The 18,062-nt window shown below is 59.9% G+C and carries 13 protein-coding genes; 9 read left to right on the top strand and 4 right to left on the bottom strand.

Annotated features, from left to right (window positions below; translation table 11 throughout):
- Window positions 1–438: 438 nt before the first annotated feature.
- Window positions 439–1,575 (bottom strand): catalase family protein, encoded by a 1,137-nt coding sequence (locus AD662_RS21245; protein WP_053189686.1) that lies wholly within the window; start codon window positions 1,573–1,575, stop codon window positions 439–441.
- Window positions 1,576–1,606: 31 nt separating this feature from the next.
- A complete protein-coding gene (locus AD662_RS21240; RefSeq protein WP_053189685.1) occupies window positions 1,607–3,412 on the bottom strand; it encodes a di-heme-cytochrome C peroxidase in 1,806 nt (601 codons plus the stop codon).
- Between the two features lie 269 nt (window positions 3,413–3,681).
- Here AD662_RS21240 and bamJ point away from each other — a divergent pair, with 269 nt between their 5' ends.
- The 8 genes from bamJ to AD662_RS21200 all read left to right on the top strand — a co-directional run bounded on the left by bamJ (window position 3,682) and on the right by AD662_RS21200 (window position 12,517).
- Window positions 3,682–4,395 carry a BamJ family beta-barrel-assembly machinery protein gene (gene bamJ, locus AD662_RS21235; protein ID WP_018605396.1) on the top strand — a complete coding sequence of 238 codons (714 nt, stop codon included), beginning with the start codon at window positions 3,682–3,684 and terminating at the stop codon, window positions 4,393–4,395.
- A 294-nt stretch (window positions 4,396–4,689) separates the two neighbouring features.
- The gene (locus AD662_RS21230) at window positions 4,690–5,145 is read left to right on the top strand and encodes a YkvA family protein (protein WP_018605394.1); all 456 of its coding nucleotides are present in this window, start codon (window positions 4,690–4,692) and stop codon (window positions 5,143–5,145) included.
- A gap of 114 nt (window positions 5,146–5,259) precedes the next feature.
- The gene (locus AD662_RS21225; RefSeq protein ID WP_003204574.1) at window positions 5,260–5,601 is read left to right on the top strand and encodes a helix-turn-helix domain-containing protein; all 342 of its coding nucleotides are present in this window, start codon (window positions 5,260–5,262) and stop codon (window positions 5,599–5,601) included.
- A complete protein-coding gene (locus AD662_RS21220) occupies window positions 5,598–5,969 on the top strand; it encodes a hypothetical protein (RefSeq protein WP_003179080.1) in 372 nt (123 codons plus the stop codon). Before AD662_RS21225 ends, AD662_RS21220 begins: the two co-directional genes overlap by 4 nt.
- On the top strand, window positions 5,970–6,371 hold the full coding sequence (locus tag AD662_RS21215) for an SEL1-like repeat protein (RefSeq protein ID WP_046062489.1): 402 nt from the start codon (window positions 5,970–5,972) through the stop codon (window positions 6,369–6,371).
- Between the two features lie 188 nt (window positions 6,372–6,559).
- Complete coding sequence (locus AD662_RS21210) at window positions 6,560–11,350, top strand: RHS repeat-associated core domain-containing protein (RefSeq protein ID WP_053189684.1); 4,791 nt, start codon at window positions 6,560–6,562, stop codon at window positions 11,348–11,350.
- Complete coding sequence (locus AD662_RS21205) at window positions 11,347–11,706, top strand: hypothetical protein (RefSeq protein WP_053189683.1); 360 nt, start codon at window positions 11,347–11,349, stop codon at window positions 11,704–11,706. Before AD662_RS21210 ends, AD662_RS21205 begins: the two co-directional genes overlap by 4 nt.
- 394 nt (window positions 11,707–12,100) lie before the next feature.
- Window positions 12,101–12,517, top strand: a complete 417-nt coding sequence (locus AD662_RS21200) for a hypothetical protein (protein WP_053189682.1) — start codon at window positions 12,101–12,103, stop codon at window positions 12,515–12,517.
- Window positions 12,518–12,785: 268 nt separating this feature from the next.
- Here the strand turns inward: AD662_RS21200 and AD662_RS21195 are convergent, their stop codons facing one another.
- Together AD662_RS21195 and AD662_RS21190 are read right to left on the bottom strand one after the other, a co-directional pair.
- A complete protein-coding gene (locus AD662_RS21195; RefSeq protein ID WP_053189681.1) occupies window positions 12,786–14,573 on the bottom strand; it encodes a bifunctional diguanylate cyclase/phosphodiesterase in 1,788 nt (595 codons plus the stop codon).
- Window positions 14,574–14,691: 118 nt separating this feature from the next.
- Window positions 14,692–16,770, bottom strand: a complete 2,079-nt coding sequence (locus tag AD662_RS21190; protein ID WP_162843739.1) for a carboxy terminal-processing peptidase — start codon at window positions 16,768–16,770, stop codon at window positions 14,692–14,694.
- Between the two features lie 139 nt (window positions 16,771–16,909).
- Here AD662_RS21190 and AD662_RS21185 point away from each other — a divergent pair, with 139 nt between their 5' ends.
- Entirely contained in the window at window positions 16,910–17,872 is a 963-nt protein-coding gene (locus AD662_RS21185; protein WP_053189679.1) for a zinc-binding dehydrogenase, read from the top strand.
- The last annotated feature ends 190 nt before the right edge of the window (window positions 17,873–18,062 follow it).

The raw sequence follows: 18,062 nt of genomic DNA, 5'->3' as shown, positions 1-18,062 counted from the left end.
CCTCATCGCGAGCAAGCTCCCACAGGTTTTGCGGTGCACATGGATTTTGTGTCTGCCAAAGATCCAATGTGGGAGCGAGCCTGCTCGCGATAGCGGTGGTTCAGCCACATAGATGCCGGCATTTGTCCCGCTGTTGCTGTTGCTGTTGCTTTGGACTTTGATCTCGACGCCCCGTTAAACCACGCTGGCCGAACGCAGGCATTGCGCAGTGGGCAACCCGGCATGGATGCCGGGTTAGCCGCGCTGGGCCATGGATGGCCCTTCGCGGCGGCCCACGGAGCAATGCCGGAGTGAGGGCATGCCGAGCCTAGGCGAGGCACCGAGTGGTGGGGCAAGAGCGTTTTGCTTACTTTTGCGCTTTTCAAAAGTGAGCCGCTGTAAGAGCGGAACCGTCAGCAGCCGTTACCAAAAAAACGGATATACACCCCAATCCAACCTCTACAGCTCAGCATTCCGCCGATGACGATAATCGCTGACCGCCTCATACACCGCCTTACGCAAGCGATTGATCCCACCAATAGGCCGGTGCGCCTCAATCCCAAACCAAGGATTGAACGACTGATTATCACAAGCCAGATTCAGCTTGGGCGTATCGAAATCCTGAGCTGGAACCTTGATCCGTGCCACGGTCTCGAACGGCGCATCACTTTCCTGCCATTCAATACTGGTGTCTTCAATCGGCATGTACTTGCTCGGATCCTGACGCTGGATCTGCAAGACAAAACACGCCGGCACCCGGTCGGTGGATAACTGCTGGTTCAATGCGCTACGCAAGAAATTCGGCAGGTCCTGGTTCTGCGGAGGCAAGGTGTAGCTTGGGCAACTGTCCGGGTCCGGTGCGACGCGAAACTTGGCGTTGGCCTCACCGAACTTGTAAGGCGATACCGAGAAGTAAGTGGTCTGGGTCGGGCTGGCCGGAGCCGGCGAGAGGGTCGCCAGGGCGATGAATAAATGCCGAATCTGCCAGCTGCGCGGGTCCAGGCTTGGAAAGAAAGCCATCGCCTTCTTCCCGTCAGCCTGAGCGGCCACATTCTGACGGTACTCGGCGACATCACTGACGAAGAAGTTCGGATGATTGAACATCACGAAATCCTGCTCACCCTGTGATTGCCGGTCAGCGAGCAGTTGCTTGCCCGGTACGTTCATCAGCTTGATCGCCATCCCTCGTGCATCGCGCAGGCTATCGAATTGCGGATAGGCGTTGCCGTTGGACAGGCGAATCGTCGCCTGCCAGACCTTCCCCGGTTCGGCAAATACCCCTTGGCGCAACGCTGCCGGCAGGTCGCTCGGCACCTGGACTTCGGCCATGACGCACCCGTGCGCTTTGGCATGGGCATCGCGCAGGTAGCGCGTGCTTTCGCGGTGCTGCTCGACGATGCGAATAGCGGTCTGGATGATGTCCTGGGTCATGGCCGCTTCGCCGGGCGCAACCTGTTCCTTGTCCGGGACCGGTCCCTTGTGTTGCCAGGCAAACCAGGCCGTGGACAGTGCCCAGCCGAGCAGCCCGATGCCCAGCAGCCACAGGAGCGTCTTGCCCAAAAAGGCACCGAGGCGCAGCCAGAGCGTGATCAACATTGAAACTTCCTTTTACCGGTGGGGTTCATCATTACAGTTGCGACTCCAGTGGCCCGCCCAGCACCTTTAAATACTCCAGCAACGCCCAGCGTTCCTGCGGTTGCAGCAGACGCCCAATGACGCCGTTGCCGCGCTCGCCCGCGCGGAATTCATGGCCACTGTTGTGGTTGCCAGTGATCCGGGTATCGAAGAGAAATGCGTTGGTGAAGGCTTCGGTGCGATAGCCCAGGTGACGCGGGTCGTATTCGAAATTGCCTTTATAGAACGTGGTCGCGCGCTCGTCCTGGGGGGACAGCAGTTGATAGATCGTCGGCACCGAGCCGTTGTGCAGGAACGGTGGCGTGGCCCAGACGCCCGCCAGCGGCCGGGCCTTGTAGGCGCGCAATTCACGTACGCCGATGGGCAAGCCGAAACCGTCCAGGGCCGGGCGCTCGGCGGGGGTGACGCCGGCGTCGCGGTAAGCGCGGTTTTCGACGAATGCCGTGACATAGGCCAGGCCTTTGGCGACCGAGAGTTGGCTCAAGTCCAGCGGCTCCGTCGGGGTCGGGTGCAGTTGCACGTCCAGCTTCGCCAGCTCGGCCGGATCCCATTGCAGGCTGGTCAGGTCGTAGCGGTGGTCGGCGATGTTATTGGCGGTGCCCGGGTCGGTGCCGATCACTTGTACGGGGAGCATGTGCAGTTGTTGGACCGGCCTGTCAGGCCCCTGAACCACTTTGGGCACATGGCAGCCGGCGCAGTTTTCGGTAAACAGGGTCCGGCCCTTGGCCGCCAGCGGTTTGTCGATCGAGCCCAGCAGCGCTTCCGGCCACACGGGCGGCTTGAGCAGTTGTAGGGTCTCTTCGATCTTGTTCAAGTCGCGCACACGCACGCTGGAGGGGTAGCGCGCATCGCCTTGCAGCGGTTTGCCTTGGGCGTCGAAGAAATTCAGCGTGGCCCCGACCCCCAGCGCCTCACCGACGTTGCGGGCCATCGGTTGCTGGGCCGATCCGTTCCACTGGACCCAGTCGAATGTCCACATTTCCCACAACTGCGGGTAATCCACCGGTGCGTTGGCCACCCGGTAGTTTTGCGGCGAAATGGCGTCGCCGAAGCTGGCATTGGCGATGCGACCGAAGGCGTCGGTGCGGCCAGGGCCTTCTTCGGTGGGGTAGAGGCCGCGATGGGTGTCGTTCCAGGCCACCCGCAGGAACGTGTCCAGGGAAACCTTGAACGCTTTGCGCAATTCCTCGTGGCGGGCGTCGTAGTCCTTGCCCAGTACTTGGCGGGCGAAGCGCTCGAATTTCCAAGGGTTGTAGTAGGTAGACGCCAGACTGGCGACCAATGCCTGCCCGAAACTGCCACCGCGCAATGTAGGAACACTGGAAGGCAGCACGTGTTGAGCCGAGCCACCATCGATTCGTATCGCCTGGCCCTTGAAGCGCAATTCGCCGGTATGACACGCCGCGCAGGTGATATCGAGGTATTGGTCGGTGCTGCCCGGATTCTGGTGCCGGGCAAACCCTACCGGCAAGTTGCCGGGATTGCCGGGCGAGGCTTTCTGCGCCGGATCGATCAGGAAGCCGAAGCGCGCCAGGTACTCCGGCGATGCGAAGCGTTGTTGCGAAAACGGCAGTTCGAGGGCGGTGAACCAGTCGTAGCGCAAGCCTTTGACCTGGGTGCCCTGGGGCGTGAAGTAATACGTCTGGCGCTCGGCGGCGCTCCATTGATCCAGGTAGTGCACCTGTTCGATGGGCGTATAGAACGGCAAGCGAGGATTGGCGACGTAATAAAGCACCACGGCCACGACAACGATCAGCAGCGCGAGGAGCAGCAAGAGAATGCGAGAGAGGAGGCGCACGGTAACGTCCTTGTTTTTTTTGATAAGCCCTTATGCCTCAGTGCTGCGCGTCGGGCAAGTGGCCATTACCCTGGCCTGTGGAGGAGCGGCAATTTGCCCCTGTACGTAACAGATGACAGATGCTTCATTCGTCCAGGCTTAAAAAGCGTTTGCAGACCTGAACTTATCATTACTTTGTGGCTCACATGCCGGTAGCCATTGGTCGTGGCCGCCTGATAAGCTCGCGGCTTTATTCGATTGCCCTTTAGGCGCATGAACAAGGAAATAGCATGAAACAGCATCGGTTGGCGGCGGCGGTGGCCCTGGTTGGCCTGGTACTCGCGGGTTGCGACTCGCAGACCAGCGTAGAGCTGAAGACCCCGGCGCAGAAAGCTTCCTACGGTATTGGCCTGAACATGGGCAAGAGCCTGGCTCAGGAAGGCATGGATGACCTGGACTCCAAAGCGGTCGCCCAGGGCATCGAAGATGCCGTCGGCAAGAAAGAACAGAAGCTGAAAGACGAAGAACTGGTCGAAGCCTTCGCCGCGCTGCAAAAGCGTGCCGAAGAGCGCATGGCCAAGATGAGCGAAGAGTCGGCAGCTGCCGGCAAGAAATTCCTCGAAGAAAACGGCAAGAAAACCGGTGTCACCACCACCGCTTCCGGCCTGCAGTACGAAGTGGTCAAGAAAGCCGACGGTCCACAGCCTAAGCCGACCGACGTAGTGACTGTTCACTACACCGGCAAGCTGACCAACGGTACTGTGTTCGACAGCTCCGTTGAGCGTGGCAGCCCGATCGACCTGCCGGTCAGCGGCGTGATCCCGGGTTGGGTCGAAGGCCTGCAACTGATGCACGTCGGCGAGAAGTACAAGCTGTACATCCCGAGCGACCTGGCCTACGGCGCCCAGAGCCCGAGCCCGGCCATCCCGGCCAACTCGGTCCTGGTGTTCGACCTGGAACTGCTGGCGATCAAGGATCCGGCAAAAGAAGGCGCAGCCAAGTAATCGCGTCTGCTATAACGACAACGCCTCGCTTATGCGGGGCGTTGTCGCATCTGGGCTTCGGCAAAATGGCAAAAAAACCGAACGCACGATGCAGGGTATAGTCATAGGCAATACAGGCGCTGTGCTAGACGCAGTCAGCCGGTCAAGTCAATGAAATATTGGGTTTTTTTATGTGAGTAAAAAACGCCCGATCTAAGCCGGGCCCTTATGAAACGGGGGCTTCAGCGGTGAAATGCAGCTCTGTTCACAAGGTTATCCACAATTTGTGTGGATAACATTTCAGTGGGAGAAAAAATGAAGGCCCCGTGGAATTTTGCGCGATTTCTGCCCTTGGCAGGCCGCCTGCTGGCCCGCGGTCGATTGCCGACGTTGCTGTTCGCCGTTGCCAGCAAAGGTGCCCGGGAGGGTGGACGGCTGGGCAAGCTCAAGGAGGACCTGCGTCTGTTGCAGGCCTTGTGCCTGGCCTACTGGCGAGGCGAATATCGTGCTGTCAGCGCCAAGTCGATGCTGTCGGTGGTGGCAGGGCTGATGTATTTCCTCAGTCCCCTGGATGCGATTCCAGACATCTTGCCGATGTTTGGCATGTTCGACGACATCGCGGTGCTGGCATGGATCATGAAAACCCTCGACGTTGAACTCGAGGCATTCCGCGCCTGGCGTTATCGGCAATCGCCCGAGAAGCTTGCACAGGTCGAAAGGCTTCCCGATACCCCGGAACAACTCCAACTCCAAGGTCAGAAAAAAACCTGATTCGGTAGCACTTACCCCAGAGAATTCATCGCCCCGCGACCTTAGCCGGTATTAGGATTACACTTCCCAGAAAAAAGGCTGACTCGCTAAGTGTTGTTGTCCTACGGGGTAGACATGGATATTCAAATAATCACACGTGACGGAGAGCCCGAATACGCGGTTTTGCCGTGGGATCAGTACCAGTCGTTGTTGAAGGCAGCAGGCATCGATCAAGCTCCGCCGCGCGAAGCGACAGTCCGTCACGCGGCGGCACCGGGCCAGGTTCTCCCTGGCCTGGATCAATTACGCAGTTTACGCGAAGGGAAGGGCATCGCCATCGAGGCGCTGGCCCGCACGGTAGGTATCAGCCCGTCTTATCTGGCCTTGATCGAGAGCGGCGAGCGTCAGCCCGATGCCGCGATTCGGCGCAGTCTGGCCTGGGAGTTGACGGTGCCGGGTTGGAGGGAAGAATCGTGAGCGTACGCATCAGTCGGCAGCATTGGGATGGGTTGTTGGGTGAGTTGGACCAGGCGCGCCGCCAGCGCCATTTATTGACCTACCGCGCCTTGCTCGAGCGCTTGCAACTGCCCAGCCCGGCCATGCAGACCTTGACCGCGGCCCTTGAACACCTGGCGGCGCTGGACGCACGGGCGGAACAGCCGCTACGCAGTTCGTTGGTGATCAGCCAGGGCGCCAGTCGGTTGCCGCGCACGGGGTTCTTTGAGTGCGTTGAACGCCTGGGCCGCTTTTCCGGGCCTTCCGATGGCGTGGCCGCCGCCTCCTGGCACGCTTCGGAAGTGGTTCGGGTATTTGAATACGAGTACCCCGAATCGGCGGAGGCCTGAGTGCTCTGGCGACTCAAGGCGCGGGCCGGTTACTGGCTGGCGCGTCGGTTGTTTCATTGGTCCTGGTTCGTCCGCCAGCCGCGTGGCTGGACCTGGCTCGAGGGTCAGTTCTCGCGCATGGCGAACCTGGGCGATGTCGGTGCGCAGAGTTTCTACGGGCACATCCTCACCTTCCGAGGTCAAGGGCTGGGCGCCCGTGAAGAAGGGGTTCGCCTGTTGCGGCTGGCGGCATTGGCCGGTGATGGCAAGGCCGCCTACCAGGTCGGCGTGATCAGCCTGGCCGGTACAACCAGCAAGGCGCCGGACCCGGTGGAAGCGGCACGTTGGTGGACCTTGGCGGCGAAAGCCGGGCACCCGCTGGCCGAAATCAAGCTCAAATCACTTGAAACTCGCGATATCTAGGGTTATCCACAGGCGATTCGTTGTGCAGCTCGGACGAATTTAGCGAATCGCCCTACGCGCTCTGTCTCCTTCCCCTGACTTAATTCCCCTGTCATCCCCGGCAAAGTCTCGCGCTCCCTGAGTGCTGCGAGACGTCTGCCCATGTTCGACCGTTTTTTCCTGCCGGCCCTTGAGCGAGCCCTGTCCTGATGGATCAGGTGAGCCGAATCGAGCAGGAACTCGACAGCTTCAAAGGCACCTTGTCGGTCTACCGCGAGCAGCTCGAGCGCTGGTACAGCCGAGCGGCGGACCGTGCCAGCCATGCCGCTGACCTACCGTCATTGATGGGCATGGAGCGGCTGATCCGCTTTGGCGACAGCACCACCGCTGTCAGCACCGGTGACGATGACTTCCTCTCCACGGTCGTCCAGTGCCCCAAGGGCGGGCCGATGACGATCGAAAGCAAGTTCGAGTCGGTGTACGACATCCCGCTGGGCGACATCGTGGTGGATGTGGTGGATGTGGCCAGCGGCGAGGTCACGCCGGTGACCTTGGATGCCCAAGGCCTGGGGACCTTCACGGGGGAGGCGGGCAAGTCCTATCGGGTTCACGTTCAGGGCGAGGTGTCCGCCAGGCAAATCGCGAATCTGTTTTCTTCCTACGATGGCCTGACCACCGATCTGACGGACTGGTTGCGCGGTGAGTGGCAGGGTTTCAAGCCGCGATGGGCGCAGCAGTCCTTGGCGACTTCCGCAGCAGCTGTGGGGAACGGGTTGCTCGCCGGCAGTTGGGCGGCGATTGAAAGTGTGTGGGACAGCATCAGCTTGCTCTCGGACATCCTCAAGGATCCCGGTCAGTTTGTTGATCGGTTGGGCGAAAGCGCTGATCAGTTGAAAAAACTGGCTCAGGACACGCCGCAAGTGATGGCCAAGCTGCAACTGCTGGCCAGCGACGAAGCGGCGCTGTGCCTGTTGGTGCGCACTGCCAGCCTCTGGCTGGAGATGTTGCCGCCCAGTGAAGTCGCTGGCGAAACGGCCAAAGGGCTCTCGACCGTGGCGGTGCAACTGGTGATCGACTTGCTGATCGGCGTGGTCTTGACCTTTGCCGGGGCGGGGGCCGGGATTGCCTACTTGTCGATGCGGTTGGCCAGGCACGGCGCAACCCTGCTGAACGCCATGCAGCGTTTCATCCGTGCGATCTTCGCAGTGGTAAACGGCTTCATGAGCTACGTGGACCGCTACAAAACCGTGGCGGCGCGCGGCATTGCGGCGGGGATAAAGAAAGGTCGGATGCAACTGCGCTGGGATGCACAGCGCAACACCACGCTGAAAAGACACGAACCCCACGACGACGCCCCCACCCAGTCGAAAAACCCCAACGGCGACCCCGCCGACACCGCGGCCCAGACCCAGACCAGCGGCTGCCCGGTGTCGATGGTCACCGGCGAAGAACTGCTGACCCTCGACGACGGCACCCTCGATGGCCGCTTGCCGTTTGTCTTCACCCGTTTATACCGCACCAGCGCCGCTGACCTGGACGTCGGCCTCGGGCGTGGTTGGAGCCATGCCCTGGCCCATCGCTTGGAACTCGACGGCGAGCAGGTCACCTGGGTCGATCAGGAAAACCGCCGCACGACCTTTCCACTGCCCAGCACCCAGCGTCCGGCGATCCACAACAGCCTGGCTCGCGCGGCGATCTACCTGGGCACCGAGGCGGACGAACTGATCGTCGCCCAGCCCGGCGAAAACGCAGCATTCCTGCACTTTCGCGACGGCCACCTGAGCGCCCTCAGCGACCGCTACGACAACCGCCTGACCCTCCAGCGCAACATCCATGGCGACATCTGCCGTTTGGACAACGGCGCCGGGCGCGCCCTGCGCCTGCGTTACGAGCAGCGCCACCTGATCGCCGTCGACTACCAGAGCTTCCATCCCGCCATCACCCTCGACGAAGCCTGGCGGACCGAACAGACGCTGGTTTCCTACCGCTACGACGGACGTTTCCGACTGATCGAAGCGACCAATGCCGCCGGTGAAAGCGAGCGCTACGACTACGACGACCAACACGTCATCCTCCAGCGGCAACTGGCCGGCGGGGCGAGCTTTTATTGGGAATGGCAAGGCGTCGGACCGGCGTCCCGCTGCGTACGGCATTGGGCCTCGTTTGCGCAGATGGACAGTCGCTACACCTGGGGCGAAGACGGCAGCGTCACGGTCCGGCACCTGGATGGCAGCCAGGAGGTGTATGTCCACGACGACCGGGCGCGGCTGGTGCGCAAGGTCGAGCCCGACGGCGGCGAGCACCTCAAGGCCTATGACGAACAAGGTCGCTTGATCGCCGAGCAGGACCCGCTGGGCGCGGTGACCGAATACCGCTACGACGACGTCGGACGGCTGGTAGCGCTGCTTCCCCCGGACGAGACGCCGACGTCCTACGAATACCGCAACGGTTTCCTGCGCAGCCGTGCGCGCGGCAAGGCCGTGTGGAGCTACCGGCGCAATGCCCGGGGCGAGTTGATCGTCCTCATCGACCCGGACGGCCGGCGCACGGAATATGCCTACGACGCCCATGGGCAACTGCTGGCGACGTATGACCCGGACGGTGGCGAACATCGCTTCACCTGGAGTCGCCTGGGCCAACTGACCGAAGAGATCCTGCCCGACGGCAGTCGCCGGTGTTTTTCCTACGATGCCCTGGGGCGTTTACTCAGCCGCCAGGACGAACACGGCGCGCTCACGCACTACCAATGGGACGCCGTCGGCCGCCTGCTGCAGGTGACCTTGCCCAACGGTGCCACCCGGACCTGGCGCTACAACGCCTACGGCAAGGTCACCGCCGAGCGCGATGAACAGGGCCGTCTGACCCGCTACGAATACGCCGACGACCTGCACCTGGTCGGCCGCCGCCTGAACCCCGACGGCAGCGAGCTGAAGTACCGCTACGACTCGGCGCGGCTGTTGCTGACCGAAATCGAAAACGAATCCGGCGAAAAATATCAGCTGGACTACACGCCCAACGGCTTGATCCGACAGCAAGTCGGCTTCGACGGCCAACGCACCGCCTACGCCTACGACCTCAACGGCCACCTGCTGGAAAAAACCGAGCACGGCGAGGACGGTTCGCAACGGCTCACCCAGTACCAGCGCGACGCGGCTGGGCGGCTGCGGGTCAAGACCTTGCCCGACGGCCAGGCCATCGAATACCGCTACGACGAACTGGGCCGGCTGGTCCACGTCAACGACGGCAGCGATCATCCGCTGGCCTTCGAGTACGACGCCCAGGACCGGCTGGTCTGCGAGCACCAGGGCTGGGGCACCCTGCGTTATCGCTACGACGCTTGCGGGCGCCTCAACCACCTGCGCCTGCCGGACGACAGCCAGCTCGACTACCACCATGCCCCAGGTGGCGCACTGACCGCCATCGACCTCAACGGCTCGCGCCTGACCGAACACCGCTTTGTCGGCGGTCGCGAACGGCAACGCCAGCAAGGCCGGCTGCTCAGTGACTACGACTACGACGAACAGGGCCGCCTCAAGGCCCAGACCGTGTGGCAGAACCAACAGCAGCAACTGTTCTGGCGCGATTATGCCTACAGCGCCAAGGGCAACCTGCAAACCCTTTCCGACAACCGAAACCGCCGCAGCTACCAGTACGACCCGCTGGATCGCCTGACCCGCATCGACTTTTCCCACAGCGAACCGCCGGAACACTTCTGCCACGACCCGGCCGGCAACCTGATGATGCAGGACCGTCCCGGCCCGACCACCCTCAAGGGCAACCGCCTGCTGAAGGAGGGCGACCGCCACTACGACTACGACGCCTTCGGCAACCTGATCCACGAACGCCGCGACCAGGCCCTGGTCAGCGCCTACCGCTACGACAGCCAGCACCGCCTGATTGGCGTCACCACGGCCGATGGCCGCGAAACGTCCTACCGCTACGACGCCTTTGGCCGACGCATCAGCAAGACCGTGGACGGCCTGACCACGGAGTTTTTCTGGCAAGGCGACCAGGTTGTCGCCGAAAACAGCCCGCGCCACCACCGCAGCTACGTCTACGAACCCGGCACCTTCCGCCCGCTGGCGATGCTCGATGGCGAAGGCCCGGAAAAAGCCACGCCGTTCTACTACCACCTCGACCACCTGGGCACGCCCCAGGAACTGACCAGCTACAGCGGCCAGATCGTCTGGTCGGCGCGCTACAACGGCTACGGCAAACTCACTGAACTCACGCACGGTGGCGGCGAACAGCTTGAGCAACCGCTGCGCTTCCAGGGGCAATACCACGACCTGGAAAGCGGCCTGCACTACAACCGGCACCGCTACTACAATCCCGAGACTGGCCGTTACCTGACGCCCGACCCGAGCAAGTTGGTGGGTGGGCTCAATGGGTATCGGTACACCCTGAACCCGACGGGGTGGGTGGATCCGTTGGGGTTGGTGGATTGTCCGGGGAAGGGTGGGTGTAGGCCGGCGGTTGGGGAGCAGGATCCGGCGGTTAAGGCTGGAGTGGATGAGGGTGAGCCGCGGCTGCCGATGACGGCGGAGCAGCGGCGGGTGCGGATTGATGAGTTGGCGGAGGCGAATGCTTATCGGCGGTTGGATGAGATGGAGCGATCGATCCCAGGCGCGCATTTCCTAGAGAAGCATGGTGCTCAGACTACGGCGGAGGCTCAGTTGGAGCGCGTTACGACAGGGCGAAATCCTGGGACAGGCGAAATAGACGTTTATACCCACGGCAATAATATAGGTCAGCCGAAGATTCCCTCTGCAGCGACACGCTTCATAAGCCATAGAGATCAATTGAATGCCATATATAGGGCGAAACTCGTTTTCAGGCGCAATGATTTGTTTGAAAGTACCAAGCCGATCGATTTTGGGCGAAGGATTGGAGAGGGGTATAAGCGAGACGGTTTACAATACAATACATACGACCATGCGATAGTGATTTTGAAGGCGAATGGTGATCCAATAACAGCTTATACAGGGCCGAAAAAATGAAACCCAAACCAAGCATGATGCCGCTGATCGGGTTGTTGTTTGTATTTAATATTGAAAATGTTAGCGACGAGAAGCGGGAAGAGATAATAGTTTCAAAAAACATAAATATCGACTCTGAGCTTTCTGAGTTGTTTGATGTTTTGCTTAAGCCTGAGTTTTTGCGTTATCCGCCCGGAGCTCAGGATAAATATATTGAAGTAATCAGTTATTATCTGGAGGCTGGTGACAGCTTTGATGATTTGTTTGAAGATATGGATACGTATTTTGATCAGGAAATTTACGATCAGCGACATTTTATGGAAGTGCTGTTGAATTGCCTTAGGTGCTATCAACTAGAAAGTGTTTCGGAATCGTAAATCATGGAGTATTGAATTTTGATAAAGTCTAGGCGATATGGCTCGTATATGCCGAAAGAGCGTTCATTGGATGTTCACGCCAGCGATGTGAAGTCGCCGAGGCCGAGGAAGTGGAGAGCCAATTGCAGCACCAAATTCAATAGTTTTCTAATACAGCACCAAGCCATAAATGAGGCGCTAACCCGAGAGGCGAGAGGCCTGCCACGCTTCACAGGTGAAGACAAGAGAGGCAATCCAATCGTGCGCATGTATATGCCCAAGGTTGGGCAGGGATACATACCCAACGTAAATGATCGAGAGAATCCAATATTTCAAAGTGAAATTAACCTAGTTGAAGTCAGGTTCGATTACGAAACGCTACGTCCGGTCGCTTATTATCCTGTAGGAGGTTTTGATGTTGATGCATCCGTTTCTTGATCGTCCTTATGATCCTCAGATCGGTCATTTTCTAGGCGGATTCGAGGTATATGATTGCGAAGAGACCTTGGGTGAGGAACTGTCGCAGTTCGATCTCAATAGTGCTGAAGATCGGAAGGTGTTGATTTATAAGTACGTAGTGCATCGCTTTAGAAATCTAAGTTATCGACACAAATTCTTGTTTTTTTGTGTGCTCGCAATTGCGCTCGATGATCCGAAGTATGATTTTAATGCGCTGTTCGAACACGAAGTGGTTTCACATTCAGCCCTTCCGCCGGAGTGGGATGAAATGCAAGATTTCAGAATTTTCTTTGAGGATATCTATAAATATTTAGCGGAAGAGTGGGGCGGGGATCTTGATAGGGCCAACCAGGAAGACCCAGCAACCTGGTAATTCGGATAAGAAAAATATTTGATGGTGGAACTACCTTGCAAACAAAGCCTCTTTGATATCCGATAAGTCGAGCTGATTCCAGATTGCATTACTGTGGCGAGGGAGCTTGCTCCCGCTGGGCTGTGAAGCAGCCCTAAAAACAGCCTACGCAATTAACCAGACACACCGCGTTATCCAAATGAGGGGCTGCTACGCAGCCCAGCGGGAGCAAGCTCCCTCGCCACAGGATTTGTAGCTGCCATTCCGTTGGGGTGAAGGCAACCCACTTTCACACCGACAGCCCCAACTCCAGGACCGGTGCCTGCTCGATCGCACCATTAATCAAGTACACACTCCCCCCCAAAATGTCCTTGGCATGATGCTTGGCCTGCGAAGCCAGCTCAGCCAACTGGCTGGCATCCAATTCCTCACAGGCCTCGGCGCGCAGGTGCACCACGCCAATCGACAATGACAACAACGCGAACTCCTGTCGAACGCCCTGTCGGTTCAACGCTGTAAAACATCCCGCCTCCAAGTGCTCGGGGCGGTAGAAGCGGCGGCAGTGGGTCTGGAAGTCGCTGAGTAGCTGGTCCAGGCGTCTGCGCCAGTCTTCCGGGCCGAGGACCAGCAGGAAGTCGTCGCCGCCGATGTGGCCGACGAAGTCACGGCTGGGGTCGATGCGTTCGTTCAGGCATTGGGCCAGGCACAGCAGGACTTCGTCGCCGCGGCCGTAGCCGTAGATGTCGTTGAAGGGTTTGAAACTGTCGATGTCCACGTAGCAGATCACCGATTCCTGCCGTTGTTGCAGCAGGCGCGTGAGGCATTGCTGGATCGGGACGTTGCCCGGCAGCAGAGTCAGGGGGTTGGCGTAGCGGGCCTGCTGGATTTTCAGTTCGGTGATGAGCTTGAGCACGTCGATTACCCGGCCCAGGCCCAGGTAGCCGCCGTTGAGGGTGATGATGAAGTCTTCTTCGATGCGTTGTCGGGCGCGGCTGGTGATCAGGCGGCTGACTTGTTGCAGCGACTGGTTCAACTCCACCGCGAGAAAGTCATCGCTCATCAAGCGGCTGATGGGTTTGCGGGCGAACAGGTCGGTGGCGAAGGGCTTGAGCAAGGCATCCGAGAGCGAATGGCGATGAACGATGCCACAAGGCTGGTTCTGATTGTCCAGCACCGCCAGGGAGTTGAGGTTGGCCTGGCGACGAAATGCTTCCAGCACGGTGGCTGTCGGAGTGTTGTGGGCCACTGCCGGTTGTTCGTTGAGCAGCGCACTGAGGTCGTTGACCTCATCGCTCAACGCCGCCACTCCGCTGTCCTGCTTGGGCATCAGCGCTCTGGCATCGCGTGACGGTTGTTCTTGAGGCCGTGCCAGCAGATAACCCTGGACCAGGTCGACGCCCATTTCGATCAGCACCGCCAGTTCTTCCGGCAGTTCGATTCCCTCGGCAATCACCTGGGCGCGGGAGGCCCGGGCGATTTTCAGGATCGAGCCGACGAACTCGCGCTTGAGGGCGTCCTGATGGATGCCGTCGATGAAATGCCGGTCGATCTTCACGTAATCGGGCCGCAATTCAGACCACAGCCGCAGGCTCGAATAACCGGCGCCCAAGTCGTCCAGGGCAATCGAGAAACCCATGGCCCGGTAGTGATGCAGGGCGGTTTGCAGGAGCTGGAAGTCATCGATGGGGGTTTGTTCGGTCAGTTCGATCACGACCTGGCTGGGCGCGATGCCCAGGTCCTGCAGCAGTTGTAGCGTGCGCCCGGTCTGGTGCGCGGATTCGAGCAGGGATTCGGGTGAGACGTTGAGAAACAGCTTGCCCGGTAACTTTTGCTCATTGAAGCGTTGGCAGGCGCTGCGGCGGCAGGCCAGTTCCAATTCGCTGAGGCGGCCGGCCTGGCGGGCCACGGAAAGCAGCGCAATGGGGGAGTGCAACGGGCTGTTGGAGGGGCCGCGAGTCAAGGCTTCATAACCCACGATGCGCCGTTCGGAAAGGCAGATGATCGGTTGGAACAGGCTGTGCAAACCGCTTTGAGCCAGGATCGAACTCAAGGCACTCAGCTGCTCTGTCGTGGTCATGGCAATCTCTGGCGATAAAAAAAGGACCGGGTGCGCGGCACCCAGTCCTGTATTTCACGACAGACTGATGTCAGTTTGATGACACTCCGACGAGCATCACCATTAAATGGCCATCATTTTAGTGCTTGGCGATCGCCGTGTTGAGTTTCAGGTAATCCAGCAGGATCCGTCCGGTCTCGCTCAGGTAGGCATCGTCTTCCGGCTTGGTTTTCTCCGGCTCGGTGATCAGGTCTTCGTCTTCTTTCTTCAGCTCTTTGAGCGGTTCTTCGCCCTTGGCTTTGCGACGCAGGTTTTCCATGACCAGCTGCTTGGTCTCGATATCGGCATGCTGCGCGCGACGCTCGGCTTCGTTGAGGGTGACGGTTTTCTCCATCATCAACTTCTGCGCCAGGGCCAGCTTGTCGCGGATGAACACGAATTCCGCGTCCTGGGACGAGCGCGCATCGTGGTCGGACTTGAGTTGGGCCAGGTACGGCTTGAACGGGTCCACGGCCGGTTTGATCGCAGGCCGGATGGTGTCCCATGGCATGGCTTCGGGCAGGGCGCTTTCACCGATTTCCTTGGTGTCGATGATCGACGGGTAATCGATGTCAGGCAGCACGCCCTGATGCTGGGTGCTCTGGCCGGAAACCCGGTAGAACTTCGCCAGGGTCAGCTTCAGTTCGCCGTGGTTGAGCGGCTGGATGGTCTGCACGGTGCCTTTGCCGAAGGTCTGGCCGCCGATGATCAGCGCACGGTGGTAGTCCTGCATGGCACCGGCGAAAATTTCCGAGGCCGACGCGGACAGGCGATTGACCAGCAAGGCCATCGGTCCCTTGTAGAACGCGCCCGGGTTTTCGTCTTCCAGCACATCCACTCGGCCATCGGCGTTACGCACGAGCACGGTCGGGCCCTTGTCGATGAACAGGCTGGTCAGCTCGGTGGCTTCCTGCAGGGAGCCGCCGCCGTTGTTGCGCAAGTCGATGACAACGCCGTCGACCTTTTCCTTCTGCAGTTCGGTCAGCAGCTTCTTGACGTCGCGAGTCGTGCTCTTGTAGTCCGGATCGCCAGCGCGGAACGCCTTGAAGTTCAGGTAGAAGGTCGGGATCTCGATGATGCCGATCTTGTAGTCCTTGCCATCCTGCTTGAGGTTGAGGACCGATTTCTTCGCTGCCTGGTCATCCAGATTCACCGCTTCACGGGTGATGGACACGATCTTGCTGGTCTGGTCGTTCGGCGCATTGCTGGCCGGGATGACCTCCAGGCGCACCACCGAGCCTTTCGGGCCGCGGATCAGCTTGACCACTTCCTCCAGGCGCCAGCCGACCACGTCGACCATTTCCTTGTTGCCCTGGGCGACGCCGATGATCTTGTCCGCCGGGCTGACCTGCTTGGTCTTGTCGGCAGGCCCGGCCGGTACCAGGCGCACGATCTTCACTTGATCGTTATCGCTCTGCAGCACCGCACCGATGCCTTCCAGGGACAGGCTCATGTTGATGTCGAAGTTTTCCGCGTTATCTGGCGACAGATAATTGGTGTGCGGGTCGTAGGACATGGCGAAGGTATTGATGTACGCCTGGAAAATATCCTCGGCGCGGGTCTGGTCCAGGCGCGCCAACTGATTCTTGTAGCGCTTGGTCAGGGTTTCCTGGATCTGCTTGGAGTCCTTGCCGGCGATCTTCATGCGCAGCACTTCGTCCTTGACGCGCTTGCGCCATAGGTCATCGAGTTCGGCCGTGCTTTTGAGCCAAGGGGCGTCCTTGCGGTCGACCTGCAAGGTTTCCTTGGCATTGAAGTCGATTTTGTCGACGCCTTTGTTCAGTTCGGCCAGGGTGTAGTCCAGGCGCGCCTTCACGCGGTCCAGGTAACGCTTGTAAATGGTGAACCCGGCGTTCAGGTCGCCGCTCTTGAGGAAATCGTCGAACTGGGTTTTCCACTTGTCGAATTCAGCGATGTCGCTGGCCAGGAAGTAACTGCGCGATGGATCGAGCAGCTTCAAGTAGCTGTCATAGATGATGACCGAGCGCGCATCATCGAGCGGTGGCTTGCTGTAGTGATGGCGCTTGAGCAATTCGACGACGTTAAGGCTGGCAATCACTTCGTCGCGATCGGGCTGAAGCTTGTCCCAGCTGTTGGCTGCGAACGTATCGTTCGACAACGGTAACAGGCCGAGGCCAATGACGAGCGCGAGGGCGGTGCTGGGGAACAGGTGCTTCATGCTGATTCGACGCAGGGACAATTGATAACGCATATTAGGCCGTCTTTGAAGTCGCCGGTTCCATGTGGCCCGGGCGCATAATGCAAGAAAGCCCGGCGTTGAAGCAGCGGGCCCAGTCGAGACTCACTATGGAGGCACCGTGAAAGCATTGCAAGGCGTTGAAGGCCAAGTGGTATGGGCTGATGAGCCAAGTCCGGCATGTGATGTCGGGCAAGTTCGCATCCGTGTGGCGGCCGCCGGCCTGAATCGGGCCGATTTGTTGCAAAAAGCCGGACTTTACCCGCCGCCACCCGGCGCCAGCCAAGTATTGGGGTTGGAGTGTTCGGGGGTGATCAGCGAGGTGGGGCCGGGCTCGTCCTGGCAGGTGGGCGACCGCGTTTGCGCATTGCTGGCCGGCGGCGGGATGGCCGAGGAGGTGGTGGTTGATGGCCGGCATGTGCTGCCGGTGCCGGAGGGCTTGTCACTGGCTGAAGCGGCCGCGCTGCCTGAGGTCTACAGCACCGCGTGGCTGAATCTGTTCCAGTTGGCGGCGCTCAAACCGGGCGAAAAAGTGCTGCTGCACGCCGGTGCCAGCGGCGTTGGTTCGGCCGCTATCCAGCTGTGCAAGGCCTTTGGCAACCCGTGCTGGGTCAGTGTCGGTTCGACCGAGCGGCTGGCCTATTGCGAGGCCCTGGGCGCCCAGGGTGGCGTGGTGCGCACCGACGGCCTGGAGAGTTTGAACGACCTCGGTCCCTTCGATGTGATCCTCGATCCAGTGGGCGGCAACTACGCCAAACTCAACGTGAAACTTTTGTCAGTTGACGGCCGCTGGGTGTTGATCGGCCTGATGGGCGGGCGCTCTACCGAACTCGATCTGGCGCAGGTGCTGGGCAAACGCATCCAATTGCTCGGTTCGACCTTGCGCAGCCGTGACGAGCAGTTCAAGGCCGACCTGATCAGCGAGCTGGGCCAACAGGTGTGGCCGCTGTTTGCCGACAAACGCCTGAACCCGCAACTGGCCCGGACCTTCGCCATCAAGGACGCCGAAGCAGCGTTCGCGGAGCTGGCGACCAACCAGGTGTCCGGGAAGCTTGTGTTGGTGATCGATGAAAGCCTGAGCTGATTCCCGGAGCAGGGTGCGGACTTGTGGGAGCAAAGCTTGCTCGCGAAAGCGATGGATCAGTTTGCATTGATGCTGAATGTACGGCCGCCATCGCGGGCAAGCCTTGCTCCCACATGAGACTTCGGGGGCTCATAGAGCCGGTGTTCACCCCAAACTCCTTGTGGGAGCTGAGCCAAGGCCTCCTATCGAC

Origin of the sequence: Pseudomonas kilonensis (assembly GCF_001269885.1) — a bacterium.
GTDB classification, from domain to species: Bacteria; Pseudomonadota; Gammaproteobacteria; order Pseudomonadales; family Pseudomonadaceae; genus Aquipseudomonas; species Aquipseudomonas kilonensis.
The sequence above is the reverse complement of the archived record's forward strand: the minus strand, read 5'-3'. Positions and strand labels throughout refer to the sequence as shown.